This is a genomic window from Collinsella aerofaciens (assembly GCF_015670745.1).
In the GTDB taxonomy this organism is placed as follows: Bacteria; Actinomycetota; Coriobacteriia; order Coriobacteriales; family Coriobacteriaceae; genus Collinsella; species Collinsella aerofaciens_T.
Window position 1 is genome coordinate 27,270 of the sequence record NZ_JADPCH010000015.1, and the last position, 13,584, is coordinate 40,853.

The window sequence follows — 13,584 nt, forward strand, 5'->3', positions numbered from 1 at the left end:
AAGTCTATGCGGTCTTATGCGAAGAAACGGCCGATCGGCCATGAGCCGAGCGTCGTTCGTGCCTCTTCGTCAAGTGACGCTCTGAGCGCAGAGGCCATGTCCGAGTCTCCGCGCAAGGCTGCTGCGCATGCTTTCGACAGCGCACTATCTGAATTCAGCTGGATTGCCATTAACTCAGATTTCTCCTCGCTAGTAAGATCTCGCTTTCGAGCGGCAATTTGATATCGATTTATCAGGGTTGCCTCTCGATCCGCAAAAGCTTCCAGGGCGTCTACGGTCATCTCGCAGCATTTCAGCAACTCTTCCTTACAGCACGCATCTTGATCGTAGGCTGATAGCATTTCAAGCATCTTGTCGTTGACGTAGGCAGAGCTAACTTCGGTGACTGGATACTGCTTCAACGTAGCGGCAAACACCTCGGCATCGATATTGGCAAGCCTCATATAGTCCTGCATCGTTTGGACGAACAGAGGCGCGACGACTACGGGGGCATCCCCCTCGCCCCGGAAGAACACCGAGACCGTCAGGTCATCCAGTCGAAGCCCATCGACCATTCGGTACATATCTTCAGATACTTGGTAAAACACGAGCTTAATCGGATGGTTCCCCAGATTGATATATCCGAATCCGTTTTGGCGATCCTTGTAGTGGAGGGGTGCGTTCTCAACCAATCCCTTGTAAATTGTCTCGATGTTTCTTAAATCCTGAGTGGTCAACGCGCTGATATCGAGCTCTGGCTTGTAATGAAGAGCGTCGACAACCCGCTTGATAATCTCCAGCGACTGTAATCGACTCTCAAGGGCGTCGAGGTCGCCTCCGCTCAACTTGCACCCGCGAGCAAAGCCGCTTCCGTCTATGGAAAGCGTACCGGTTTGCATCAATGCGCGCATGAGGGCCAACTCTTCCATGCGCTCGACAAGGGTTCCGGTCTCGCTGAGGGTGATTGTGTTGGTGGAGAGGCATATGTCGAAACCCCTGAAGAAAACGTGCTCGCCATTCTCATTTTCTCCGGCCATGACCACCGCATTTAGGGAAACATCACCAGAGCTGACGTCATGCCGAGACCCAATCGCGACGCCAACTATGTTTTCAAGCTTATTCAAGGGATACAGCTCTCCCCAGGGGCTCTTCCCGTAGATATACAGCCCGTTCCTGTATGGAGCCAAGCTTGCGGGCGACTCGCCCTCGAGCAGCTCGATTCCAAACTCGCACTCATCAAAGCAAAGGCCGTCGTCCTTAAATTCCTCGATTGTCTTGGGGGCGATGCCAGCGACTGCTCGCTGCTTTGCTCTGTCCTTGACCGCCCTTCTGACAAGCCGCGTCAATTCCGCCGCGTCTGATGGAAGCCGGTCGAAACGCAAAGAGATGCGCTCTTGTTGCTCCGGAATATCGGCCAGAATCTTCTTTAGGTCATAGGGAAGCAAAAGTCTGTAGAAAACCTCCGCTGAACGAGCCTCGCTCCCACAGTAGACGTAAAAATAGATGCAGCCTCCAGCAATGTTGAGATAGTGCTTGAGGTCTGAAACTCGAACTTGCCGCTTAGGTCGGTCCGATTTTCTTTTCGAAGTGGTCCCCTTGACCTGAAGCGGCAACTGGCCTTCAACGGTCTCAATCGTGAAGGAAGAAGACGAGTAGACTTGCAGGTGCCCGTCGGTGCATTCGGTCTTGTCGTTCTCATCTATATACGCATAGACGCAAGCGACATCGCCGAAAGCCTGCTTGACAGCATTGACCGCGTTCTGCTCGATTTTGCGATTGTCCAAGCTTCTCCTTACTGTTCTAGATCGTCAGCAAACCGATGTCAGGCATGTTTCTCACTTGACCTAACTGCCTCGCGATGAATCGCATGGCCCTAGAGGAAAAAGTCTCTCGCGCTCACGATGCGGATGCCGTCGATATCCGTGTCGTAGGAACCCTGCCTCACGACCACGATCTTCTCGTGGTTGTCTCGTATCGACTTCAGAGGGGCGATCTCTCGCTCCCTGGTCTCGCTTGCGAACATCTCGTCAGTCGCCTGCACGTAGAGCACGCGCCCGTCCTTCGTCGCAACGAAGTCGACTTCCTTGCCATAGAGCTTGCCCACATGCACGCTCCATCCTTCGTAGAGCAGCTGGAGATACACGGCGTTCTCGAACAGACGGCCAGTATCCGTGACCCTATAGCCGGCCATCCAGGTCCTGAAGCCGGTGTCGACGATGTACTCCTTTGGGTTCGTCTTGAGGAGCGCCTTGCCGTGCAAATCGTAACGCGTGGCACGATAGAACAGGAAGGCCTCCTCAAGCGCACCCACATACGAGGAAACGGTCTTGTTCGTGGTCTTCGGCCCCGCAGAAGTTAACGCGCCGGCGATTCGACTCGACGAGCACTCGTTGCCGATGTTGTCCGCCAGGAATTCGGCCACATGGCGCAGCAGGGAAGAGTCAGTCACCGCACTTTTGCCCTTCCCGCGCTCACGGTTGACAATATCACGCACGGCGATGGCTTCGTAGACGCCGGACATGTACGCCGAGTGCTGCGCCTGGGTCGTCGAGAGGGATGCGATGGCTGGCATGCCCCCGTACTCAAGGTAACGAGTAAGCATGTCGTCGAAGAGAACGGGATCCCCCTCGGGAGTGAGAGCCACCGAAGTTCCCGATACGAACTCGATTCCGCAGAAGTCGGCGAACTCGGAGAAGGACAGGGGCAGCATCTTTACCTCTACGTAGCGCCCGGAGAGATAGGTGGCCAGCTCGCTCGAGAGAAGATACGCATTCGAGCCCGTGAGGTAGATGTCGCAATCGAAGTCGATCCTCATTGCGTTGACCGCATCCTGCCAGCCATCGATTCTCTGGGGCTCGTCTATGAAAACGTAGGTGCGACCCTTGTCCGACAGGCGCCCGCGAACGTAATCATAAAGCTGGTCCTCCGTCTTGATGCCCGTACCCTTGCTTTCCAGGTTGACGCTCACAAAGCCGCGGCCAGCGACTCCTTCAGACTCGACGGCCATCCTAATTAGATCGAGAAGGCTCGACTTGCCGCACCTGCGCACGCCCGTGATCACCTTGATGAGGTCGGTGTCACGGAAGAGCATCGCCTCCTCGAGGTATCTATCGCGGTTCCTGAGTCTGCCACCCTTCAAAAGCTGCTCCTAAAACTCGAATCTGGTTACACTTTTAGGAGTATCGTAACTCCACGCCACAAGATGAGCAAAGAGCGCACCTCGAGACGGATCGACCAAGGGGATTACGCACCTGCCGGGAGGCAGGGCAGCTTGCTCGATCGACGCGGACTACCAATTGATAAACCCCAAAAGCCGGACCGCACGGCGGCGCTCGTTTCGCTAAATCGGCTTGATGGGATGGCGAATCACGGTCTTGAGCTTCTCCGGCGCGTACTTGCGCGGGTCGGAGAGGTAAATCTCGTGACAGAGGCGGGATTCGGAGAAGTCGGGCGCATATCCCCGTTCCGCCGCAAATGCACGCATGGCGCCTATGATCGTCAGCTCGTCATCGTAAGGCCCGTATAGCAATGGGCGCGGATTCGGAAGATGCCGCGCCCATTGGCAAACACTATAGCATAGAATCGAACGTCTGTTCTACTCCCACTCAATGACTAGAGCCCTGGTGAAATTGGCTGGATCACCGTTCCGGGAACCGGTATCGACCTACCTGTCCGCCAAGCTCCTTCTTCAGCTCCAGCCTAGTATCTGACTCGCGCCGTTATAAGCGAAAACCGAAGAGATGCATCTTAGCCAAGAAATAAGGTTAGCCTTATTTTACTGTATGATTCGTGTGTTATAGTTAGATGGCTCTAACTGTTTGGGGGCGATAGCCATGCACGAACGCAAGGGCTTCTGGGACAAGAATGCCGGTCGATACGACCGTTTCATGCGAAACGACCGGGCGGCGTATGAGAAGATGTATGGACTGATCAGGCCGGTAGTGAAAGCAAAAACCGTACTGGAGGTTGCCACCGGCACGGGGCTTATCGCAAAGAGCATCGTGAATGCGGCGGCACACATCGAGGCTACAGACGCTTCTGCACAGATGATCCTTGAAGCAAAGCGGGACAATCAATCCGCAAAGCTGCACTTTTCCGTACAAGATATGTTCCGCCTGCCCTATGCACAGAAGTCCTTCGAAGTGGTGATCGCGTCCAACGCGCTTCACATAGTGCCGCATCCAGAAAAGGCCCTGCAAGAAATCAGGCGGGTGCTGAAGGACGACGGCGTGCTCATCGCGCCAACCTTCACCCACGCGGGAAACTCGGTTTCCGGCAAGGTAAAAGCCTTTTTCATGAGTATGGCAGGATTCCCCCTCCACAGCAGGTGGACAAGCGAGGAATACCTGTGTTTCCTGCGTCAAAACGGCTGGGCGGTGCAGAAAAGCGCGGTGCTGAAGGCTTCGTTCCCGTTGACCTATGCGGAATGCACGAAATCGGAGGGACCAGATGTCGTTCTTTGAAAACACCCGCAAGCCCGTGGGCCTCGGCGGAAAACTTATGGTTGCCATGATGAATCTGGGGCACAGCCCTGTGGCGCGGTGGGGACTTCGATTTCTACGACTTGCGCCAAATGCCAAGGTGCTGGATTGCGGCTGCGGCGGCGGGGCGAACATAAAACGGCTGCTGAAAAAATGCCCGCATGGCGTCGTCAAGGGCATCGACTATTCGCCCGTCAGCGTGGAGAAGACTAGAAAGCTCAACCGAACTGCAATTCAGGAGGGGCGTTGCGCCGTTCTGCAAGGCAGTGTGGCGGATATGGCATTTGAGGATAGCTGTTTCGATGCAGTCACGGCCTTTGAGACCGTCTACTTTTGGCCCGATTTGCCCCGATGCTTCCGTGAGGTCCGGCGGACGCTGAAGCCGGGCGGAACAATTCTTATCTGCAACGAGAGCAATGGCGATACGGACAAGGACGAAAGGTGGACGCAAATCATCGGCGGCATGACCATCTACAAGGACATTGAATTAAAGGCGTGTCTGGAGCAGGCGGGTTTTCACGAGGTGCAGATACGCAAAAAGATAAGGTGGCTCTGCGTCACGGCGCGGAAGTAAGGGTATCAAGCACGGGCATTTTTGCATCCATCCTGCACATGGCGATAGGCATGACGGTCATAGCGGCTGTGCTGGCGGCACTTATGACAGTTTTTATTCACTGAGGAAGAAACCTATGAAATGTAAAATTGAGAAAAACACCGTTCAGGAGACGCTGATCCTCCCGCTGTATTCCCGGAAGCTGTGTACGGAGCTGTACCCGAACCTTTATAGGGATGAAACAGCGGTTCGCTTGCTCGACCAAATCGACTACGACTTTTCAGAGGTAGAGAAAAATTCCCGCAGCCTGATGCAGCGCTTTGGTGCGCTGGAGGTGGCCACACGGCAGAGTGATCTTGCTTTCGAGGTGCGGGATTACCTGAAAGGCCACCCCAATGCGGCGGTGGTCAATCTGGGCTGCGGGCTGGACAACACCGGCAGAACCTGCGACAACGGTAGATGCAAGATCTACAATCTGGACTTCCCGGATGTGATTGCCTTGCGGCAGCAGCTGCTGCCCGCCGAGGATCGAGAACAAAATATCCCCTGCGATCTGAAAGACACCGCATGGTTTGGCAAAATCGATGCCTCCGGCGGGGCGGTGTTCTTTGCCTCCGGGGTGTTCTATTACTTTCTGACCCAGCAGGTCCGGGAACTGGTGCGGGAGATGGCGGACGCTTTCCCCGGCGGTGTGCTGATCTTTGATGCTGCCAATCGGACGGCAGTAAAGATGATCGCAAAAACATGGCTTAAGACTGCAAAAATCAAGGATGTTGGGGCATATTTTGCGGTTTCGGATGCCGCCAAGGAAATCGGCGCGTGGGACAGCCGTCTGCAGGTCACAAGTCGCGGCTATATGCTGGGTTACAACGATTTGAGAGACCCTTCCGTCAGCGGCTTTTTCCGGTTTCTCGCAAGGGTCGGTGACAACGGGATGAAAATGCAAATCGTGAAAATAAGATTTTGAGAGGCAAAAATGCAAAAGACGAGCACTTCTTGCCGCCCAATTGGCAAGAAGCGCTCGTCTTTTCTTAACGCGTTGTATGGCGGAGAGAGCGCAAGTTACGCGAGCGCCCTTCTTGCCAGCTCGGCCGCGCCAAGGATTCCTTGGTCGCCGCCGCAGCCCGGGGCGCAGATGTAGCTCTCTATGTCCTTAAGCTCGGCGGTCTGGATGTAGCCACCCAGATATTCGAGGGTCTTCTTGCGGACGATGCCGTAGAGCTGCTCCTGGTGCATCACGCCGCCGCCGAGGACGATACGGCGAGGCGAGTACATGAGCACGAGGTTCGCGCACATCTGCCCCAGATAATCCCCCTCGAGCGCCCACACCTCAGCGTTGTCCGCGAGCTCGGCCGCGGGCTTTCCCCAGCGCGCGGCGATGGCGGGGCCGGAGGCGAGGCCCTCGAGACAGCTCGCGTGGCTCGGGCAGACGCAGCGTCCCTCCTCGGTGGGACGGGTCCTTACCAGCATGTGGCCGGCCTCGGGGTGCAGCATGCCGTGAAGGAGCCTGCCCGCGCACATGACGCCCGCGCCCACGCCGGTGCCGATGGTCACGTAGACGGCGTCCTCGAGCCCCTTGCAGCAGCCGAAGACTACTTCGCCGAGGCAGGCAACGTTCACGTCCGTGTCGTAGGCCACCGGAATCCCGAGGGCGTCGGCGAACGCGGCGCGAAGACCATAGCCTCGCCACGCGAGCTTGGGCGTCTGAAGGATGGAACCGTAGCGCTCATCGTTGGGGTCGACGCAGGTCGGGCCGAAGGCGCCGATGCCCAACGCGTTCACATCACGGGCGGTGAACCACTCGACCATTTGTGGGACGGTCTCGGCGGGCATAAGCGTCGGGGTCTCCATACGGTCGAGGACCTCGCCGTCGCCGGACACCACGGCACAGACCATCTTGGTCCCGCCGGCCTCGAGGGCGCCGAGCCTCATTTGCTTTTCGCTCATGTGATCCTCCTTACAAAGGGACGCCCGCAGTCATGGTCAACCGCGGGCGCCCATAACGTTGGCTTGTTTCGAGGCGACCCTACCTGGGCACGCGGTCCTGCCTTGCGGCAAACGGGGCGAGCACGGCGTGCGGCTCGCTTTGGTACCAGTAGGCGACGGTGGAGATGTCGTCCTCGCGCTCGTAGAGCTTGATGTCGTCGTTGCCGAGGTCCTGGAACGTCACGCGCAGGTCCTCCTTGAACGAGATCGGGTCGGGAAGGTGCCACCTGTAGAGGCCATGCCTGGGCAGCGCGTCGTCGTTGGTCGCGAGCATCGGGTTCGGGTTCGGCTTGCCCGCGCTGAAGCGGTCGCGCGTGGCGTCGCGCGTCGAGCGGTACGGGTAGCCGGCGAACAGCGTGTTGAAGCACTGCGCCTCGGGCAGCGCGTGGGGCGGCCTGTCGAGGAAGGCCCAGGCACCGCCGAAGTAGTCCTCGGCTCCCGTCGAGGTGACCGTGGGGAACTCCTCGTCGCCGTCGAGGAAGAACTTCATCTCGCCCTCGCCCCACCAATAGCGCTCCAGGGCGCACAGGGCCATGTAGGTGCCGACGTAGTAGCCCTTACCGCGCACGCCGTCGAGCACGGTGTAGTCGACGCCCCTGCGGGTGCTGCGCTCGCGGTTAAAACGGGCGTGGAAGTACATGGCGTCGTCCGGCACGTCGGTGAGCGCGTAGTTGAACGTGTAGAAGATGTACTTAATGAACCCGGGGTGCTCGCTCGTAAGCGTGACCTTGGCGTGCTTCCTGAAAGGCATCTCGAAGTAGCAGTTCATGCCGCCCGTCGGGTTCACGCAGATGGGCATCGAGTTGACGATGGCGCGCTCACCGAAGCCGTTGCAGAAGAAGTCGCCGACAGGGCACTCGACCGAGGGGGTCTCCTCGTCGTCCCAGTAGAAGCGCAGCACGAGGTCGCGCATGACGAAGCTGCCGGCGGCGGTCTTGTCGGGGACGGTCATCCAGATGTGGCGGATGATGCCGGGGCCCTCGATGTCCGCGAGCGTGATGGTCTCGCCGGACTCAAGGGGCACGCAGCACGAGCCCTTGCGGCCGACGCCGAGGTGGCTGGCCGACATGGCGGCACGGCCCTTCTCGCCCGTGATGTTCTCGGGGGTGATGGCGCGGCTTTCCTCACCGCCGTGCATCCACACGTCCTTAAGGAACTCTCTCATCGTCGACCTCCTCTATTCGTCGTCTTCGCACTCGGCGGAACTGGCACCGTTCACGTAGACGATCTGCTGGCGCGCCTCGTCGACGAGGGCGTCGAAGTCGAGTTTCTCGTCGGGGCGCGCGAGCGCGACCGTCATGGCGAGCGGGAGGTTGACACCCGCGATCACGTGGATCCGGTCGGAGGCGAAGCGGGAGAAGCGCTGGTTCACGCTGCCGCCGAGCGCGTCGGTGAGGACGACGACCTCGTCAGTGCCCGAAAGAGCCGCCTCGACCGCCGCGTCGAGCCCCTCGCCGTTGTCGTTCACGTAGGCGCACACGGCGTTGACGGCGTCGCTCTTACCCGTAAGGAACTCGAGGGTGTCCTTGAAGCCCTGGGCGAGAAGGGAATGGCTCGCCACAACTATCTTTCTCATTGATTCACCAATCTCTTGGGTCGAAGCTAAGCGAGGATGCCAGCGGCGGAGGCGACCATCGCGAGGACGATCACCACGAGGATGAGGACCGTCATGCTCGCGTTCTTCTTGGTAAGAAGGTAATACGCGCTTCCCGTGATGGCGGCGGGGATCATGGCAGGCAGGATCTTGTCGAGCAGCGGCTGAATCTCCATCGAGACGTCGCCGAAGCTGAAGCTAATCGGGCAGGTGACGCCGATGACCGAGGCGATGAGGCAGCCGACCACGGTGAGGCCGAGCACGGAGGCGGCGGCAGTGAGGTTGGGAAGCTTCTCGCTGAAGTCGGTGACGAGCTTCACGCCCTGCTTGTAGCCGAACTCGAGGGCGTGCATGCGGACCCAGAAGATGGCCAGGATGAGCGCGAACCAGATGCCGGCTCCCACGGGGTTGCCCTCGATGGCCATGTAGGCGGCGATGGAGCCCATGATGGTCGGGATCATGGTCATGAGCAGGGAGTCGCCGACGCCGGCGAGCGGTCCCATGGTGCCGATCTTCAGGTCTTGGACGGCGTCCGCCGCCGCTAGGCCGTCGCGTTCCTCCATGGCCACGCAGGCGCCGAGGATGATGGCGGCGAGCCAAGGCTGGGTATTGTAGTAGCGGAAGTGGTTGTTGAGCGCTTGCTTATAGTCCTCGTCGTTCGTGTAGATCTTCCTCAGGACCGGCGAGAGGGCGTAGGCGACTGAGGCGCCCTGCTGGGTCTGGTAGTTGAAGGTGCACACGCTCATGAGCCAGCGCCAGTTCGCGTTGCGCAGGTCCTTCTTGGTGACCTTGTAGCCGGAGGGCTTGCCCTCGGCGACGGCGGTGATGTTCTCGTTTTCCATGGTTACTCATCCTCTCCGATGAAGGCGTCTGCGGAAGCGTGGGCGGCGAGCTCGGTGTCCCTCTCGGCACGCTGGTAGAACGCGATCGCGAGGGCAACGCCGACGATGGCGGCGCCGATGATGGGCACGTTCAGGAAGGCCGAGAGGAAGAAGCCGACGAGCAGGTACTGGAAGTACTTGCCGGTGGGCATGTAGCGGAGCAGCATGGCGATACCGATGGCCGGGAGCATCTTGCCGGCGAGGGTGAGGCCGGAGAGGAACCACTGAGGCATGACCTCGAGGAGCCAGTTGACGGCGGGCTGGCCGAGCGTCACGGAGACAAAGACGGGCAGGGCGGCGCACAGGCCGAAGAGCGCGGGGCAGACCCACAGGATGGCGTTCATCTGATTGAACTTACCCTCGTTGCAGAACTTCTGGGACTTCTCGACGACGAAGCCGTTGAGGATCTTGACGATGACGTCGAGCTGGATGCCGAGCATGCCGACCGGCAGGCCGATGGCGAGGCCCGTGTCCGCGCCCAGGGTCACGCCGTAGGCGGTGGCGATGATGGCCATCGTGCCGTAGTCGGGAATCGACGAGCCGCCGAAGCCCGCGACGCCGAGCTGCATGAGCTGGATGGTGCCGCCGATGACGAGGCCGGTCTGCCAGTCGCCCATGACGACGCCGGTGATAAGGCCCCAGAAGACGGCATAGTTGACGAAGATCATCGGGATGCCGTAGTAGTCCACGTGCTTGATGAAGGCCAGCAGGGTCAAAAGGACGACCTGAAGGATAGTGAAGTTGACCATGATCCCTCCTTAGATGAGGTCGGCGACGGAGACGGGCTTGTCGGCGGGCACGAACTGTGCCGTCACCTTGACGCCGCGGGCGATGAGCGCCTTGTAGCTCTGGACGTTCTCGGCGGAGGCATAGGCGCGCTGGGTGAGCTGGACGCCGCCCTCCTTGACGAGCGAGCCGCCGACGATCAGCGACGGGAGCTCGATGCCCGACTCGACCAGGTGAAGGATCGTCTCGGGCTCCTTGGCGATGACAAAGACCTTCTCGCGGTCGTACTTGCCCGCCGCGAAGTTCTTGAGCGCGGTCTGCTCGGAGATGATCGAGACGGCCATGCCCGCGGGGCGCGCCATCCTCATAGTGGACTTCAGGACCTCGTCGCCGGCGACCTTGTCGTCGATGACCATGACTCGGGTCGCGCCCGACACCGGGGCCCACTGCGTCACGATGATGCCGTGAAGCAGGCGATTGTCGATTCGTGCCATAACAACACTCATGTTTGCTCCTATCAAATGAAGTTTTACGTTCGGTACTGCCTCGGCGCTATCCGGATTCGCGCCGGGCAAGGGGTTATCGGATTATTGAGGACGCGCAGTCAGCTTGCGGCGGCGCGGGGAAGGTCACTCGTCGAGCAGGAGGTCCGAGGAGCCGAGGCGCTCTTCTCGCGCCGGGGCGGCGCTCACGCTTATGTAGTCGAAGACATATGCGATCTCGCTTACGGGAACCTCTACGCGATAACGCGTCGAGATGCTCGAGAAGCTCTGCCTGAAGGACTCGATGAAATCGGCACGCTCCTCCTCGAAGCGGTCCTGACCAACGTAGGTCTCAATGGGGTTTCTGGTAACAAGGCGCTCGACGAGACAGCAGAGGTGGACGTAGAGCCCAATGATGGCGTTGCTGCCGATCTTCTCGCCTGTCCTGCGCTGAAGCTCGTGCACGGCGCTCTCGATCTCGTGGAATAGCCGCTCCGGGTCGAGGATGGTGATGGAGCGGATGACGTTCTGCAGCGTCATGTTCGAGAGCAGCTTCTCGTGGAAAGAAGAGAGCTCGGAAGCGTCAAGCCACCTGCCGAACACGGCATCGACCTTAGAGGCGGACGCCGTCGACATGATGTCCTCGAGGGCGACGAAGGGGACGGAGGCGACCCCGGGGTCTCCCGTGCCGATGACGGCGCAGACGCGGTGCTCGGAGAAAACGGCGTCATTCGACCCGTTCGCGACGAGCTGCTTGAAGGGCCTCGTGAGCAGGCGCGCGCCTATGGTGCGCGGGAGGCTCTGCGAGACGAGCTGGCGTATCCTCTCCGCGGCGTCGACCCCGGACTCGGAGCAGAAGACGATGGCGTCCTCACGGTTGACGCGCTCGATCACCTTGCAGTGCGTCACGCACGCGGCGGTCGCATCGCCAAGAACCTCGGCGATGGACTTGCCGCCGAGCAGCCCGACCCCGATCTCGAGCGCAAGACCGGTAGAGACGTTGTTCACCACGCCGATAGTGGAGTCGGTAACGTTCTCGAGGGCCTTATAGGCCTCCTCCAAGGAGCCCATGTCGACGAGGAACACGACCCCGGTGCAGTAGGAATGGCGGTCGACGAGGCGCTGGAGCGGACCGACGATGTCCTTCAGCTGCTGGTCGTAGGGCATGTCGACCGCCTCGTACACATGCATGCCGAGCATACGGTTCGCCGCGTCGGCGATGCTCGTCGCCGTTGAGTAGCCGTGGGACAAGATGACGCAGAGCGTTCGAAGGGCCTTCGCGTCGCGAGACTCCGATGCGACGCACAGCGTCAGAAGCGTCTTCGTGAAGTGATCGAGCGAGATTCCCAGCGCCCCTTCCACGTCTGCGGCGACCTGATCGGAGACGCTCGAGGCAAACGGTAATTCGGAGGTCACGGCACCGAGGAGATGGGAGATTTGCTCCGCACAGGCAGACTTTCGCTTAGCCAGGCCGATGCCCGGCCACAACTGCAGGCAAATCTCCTGGGCCAGTAGAAAAGCGACCTTCCTCGAAAGCTCGATGCCATAAGAAGAGCCTGCGTCGGCAAGGACCGCGCCCACGATGCGCTCGAAGGCGCGCGACCTCGAGGAGGTAACGCCGCGGCCGAAGATCAAGTGATCCTCAACGCCGCGCACAGCGGAGACAGCTTGCGAGACGAGCTCGGAGACAGAGAGCTCCCCGGCGCAGAATCGCTCATCGAGAGAGCACAAGGCATCGAGCGCCTGCTCGACCGGCCCTGTGCTCCCGGCGGCATCCAGGGACGCGTCGATCAGAACGCCATCATCGGGCTGTTGATCGATCTGCGCGGAGGAGAGGAGCCCGCTGGGAAGAAGATACGGGCGAACGACGACGTAGTCGACCTCGCGATTGAGGAACGCTTTGGCGCAGCAGTTCGTCACGCAGGCGCGCAAGCCGGCGATGTTATCGGAAAAGTCCGCGTTCACGAGGCAACGGTATGCGCCGCGGCTAATCTTCACATCAGAACCGATTCGGCACCCCTCGCTGCGCAGGAAGCTCAAGATGAGATCCTCGCGCTCCTCGGGGGTCCGCTCCTTGAGTGAGGGGACGCGGGCACAGATGGGCATTTTGCTGTAGGCCGAGGAAACCTTCAGGTCATCGGCGGAAAGCGTCGTCGAAAGAACGAGGCGAGCGCGCGGCGCATCCTGGGAGGCATCGAGCCCGAGGGCCGTCGCAAGGCAGTGCTCCATCGCAGAGGGAGAGAGTGCCTCGATGCCGTTGACAAAAACCACACCCCCGCGCGATTTCGCGATCGACTCGTCAAGAAGCCCGTTGAACGAGGCGGCGTCCGGGACCCCGGCGCAGTCGATGCGCACATAGGAGGAGTCGCGGGACAGCAAGCCCTGGTTCTTGCCGTACTCGTACACAAGACGAGAAAGGAAAGACTTGCCGACACCCACGCCGCCGCTCAAGAGGATGGGCAGGCCGAACGGAGGGTACTGAACCGCAGCCTTGCACTGCTCGACAACGGAGCTGAGGCTCAGGTCGAAGCCCACGGCACGCGCGAAGTCGCGGTGATCGGCGATTCCCGTCGCCTGGATGAGGTCGGCGAGCGAGGCGTACTCGCTTGCAGAGAGCTTTACCTGAAAACGCTTCTGGAACGCGCGGCGATGAAAATAACGGACAGGCCTGCCCGCCACCTTAACCACAAGGCCGGCGCGAACAAGGTCGTTGAGGTACTGGCTCGCCAGGCTCCTGGAGATGATGAGCGTCTCGGCGATGTCGGAGGTGGACAGACGGACAAGGTCATCGAGCGAGACGGCAGAGGTGAGGGCCTCGAGATGCTCGAGAATCCTGTCCCTCATGTCGACGGGTTTCTTTGCCAAGCTGTCCTGTGTGGTCTTGTCCATGACTTCTTACCTC

The 13,584-nt window shown here is 59.9% G+C and carries 12 protein-coding genes; 3 read left to right on the forward strand and 9 right to left on the reverse strand.

Annotated elements, in window-relative coordinates:
• Positions 1-14 precede the first annotated feature (14 nt).
• Together I4W07_RS06540 and I4W07_RS06545 are read right to left on the reverse strand one after the other, a co-directional pair.
• On the reverse strand, positions 15-1,763 hold the full coding sequence (locus I4W07_RS06540) for a DUF4365 domain-containing protein (protein WP_196026021.1): 1,749 nt from the start codon (positions 1,761-1,763) through the stop codon (positions 15-17).
• Between the two features lie 89 nt (positions 1,764-1,852).
• On the reverse strand, positions 1,853-3,118 hold the full coding sequence (locus tag I4W07_RS06545; protein WP_230317526.1) for an ATP-binding protein: 1,266 nt from the start codon (positions 3,116-3,118) through the stop codon (positions 1,853-1,855).
• 694 nt (positions 3,119-3,812) lie between these two features.
• Between I4W07_RS06545 and I4W07_RS06555 the strand changes: the two genes are divergently transcribed.
• The 3 genes from I4W07_RS06555 to I4W07_RS06565 all read left to right on the forward strand — a co-directional run bounded on the left by I4W07_RS06555 (position 3,813) and on the right by I4W07_RS06565 (position 5,980).
• A complete protein-coding gene (locus I4W07_RS06555; protein ID WP_195443717.1) occupies positions 3,813-4,442 on the forward strand; it encodes a class I SAM-dependent methyltransferase in 630 nt (209 codons plus the stop codon).
• On the forward strand, positions 4,429-5,034 hold the full coding sequence (locus I4W07_RS06560; protein WP_196026022.1) for a class I SAM-dependent methyltransferase: 606 nt from the start codon (positions 4,429-4,431) through the stop codon (positions 5,032-5,034). The genes I4W07_RS06555 and I4W07_RS06560 overlap by 14 nt, the downstream gene beginning before the upstream one ends.
• Positions 5,035-5,149: 115 nt before the next feature.
• Complete coding sequence (locus I4W07_RS06565) at positions 5,150-5,980, forward strand: class I SAM-dependent methyltransferase (protein WP_196026023.1); 831 nt, start codon at positions 5,150-5,152, stop codon at positions 5,978-5,980.
• A 95-nt stretch (positions 5,981-6,075) separates the two neighbouring features.
• Here I4W07_RS06565 and I4W07_RS06570 read toward each other — a convergent pair whose 3' ends face one another.
• The 7 genes from I4W07_RS06570 to I4W07_RS06600 form a co-directional block, all read right to left on the reverse strand.
• A complete protein-coding gene (locus tag I4W07_RS06570; protein ID WP_230317527.1) occupies positions 6,076-6,960 on the reverse strand; it encodes an ROK family protein in 885 nt (294 codons plus the stop codon).
• 79 nt (positions 6,961-7,039) lie between these two features.
• Positions 7,040-8,164, reverse strand: coding sequence for a glycoside hydrolase family 172 protein (locus I4W07_RS06575; protein ID WP_172676343.1), 1,125 nt, complete (start codon positions 8,162-8,164; stop codon positions 7,040-7,042).
• 12 nt (positions 8,165-8,176) lie between these two features.
• Entirely contained in the window at positions 8,177-8,575 is a 399-nt protein-coding gene (locus tag I4W07_RS06580) for a PTS sugar transporter subunit IIA (protein WP_055287011.1), read from the reverse strand.
• A 26-nt stretch (positions 8,576-8,601) separates the two neighbouring features.
• Positions 8,602-9,435 carry a PTS system mannose/fructose/sorbose family transporter subunit IID gene (locus tag I4W07_RS06585; protein WP_055287013.1) on the reverse strand — a complete coding sequence of 278 codons (834 nt, stop codon included), beginning with the start codon at positions 9,433-9,435 and terminating at the stop codon, positions 8,602-8,604.
• Positions 9,436-9,437: 2 nt separating this feature from the next.
• Positions 9,438-10,223 (reverse strand): PTS mannose/fructose/sorbose/N-acetylgalactosamine transporter subunit IIC, encoded by a 786-nt coding sequence (locus I4W07_RS06590; RefSeq protein ID WP_055287014.1) that lies wholly within the window; start codon positions 10,221-10,223, stop codon positions 9,438-9,440.
• A gap of 9 nt (positions 10,224-10,232) precedes the next feature.
• Entirely contained in the window at positions 10,233-10,706 is a 474-nt protein-coding gene (locus I4W07_RS06595; protein ID WP_055287016.1) for a PTS system mannose/fructose/N-acetylgalactosamine-transporter subunit IIB, read from the reverse strand.
• A gap of 123 nt (positions 10,707-10,829) precedes the next feature.
• Positions 10,830-13,571 carry a PRD domain-containing protein gene (locus tag I4W07_RS06600; protein ID WP_196026024.1) on the reverse strand — a complete coding sequence of 914 codons (2,742 nt, stop codon included), beginning with the start codon at positions 13,569-13,571 and terminating at the stop codon, positions 10,830-10,832.
• Positions 13,572-13,584: the final 13 nt, after the last annotated feature.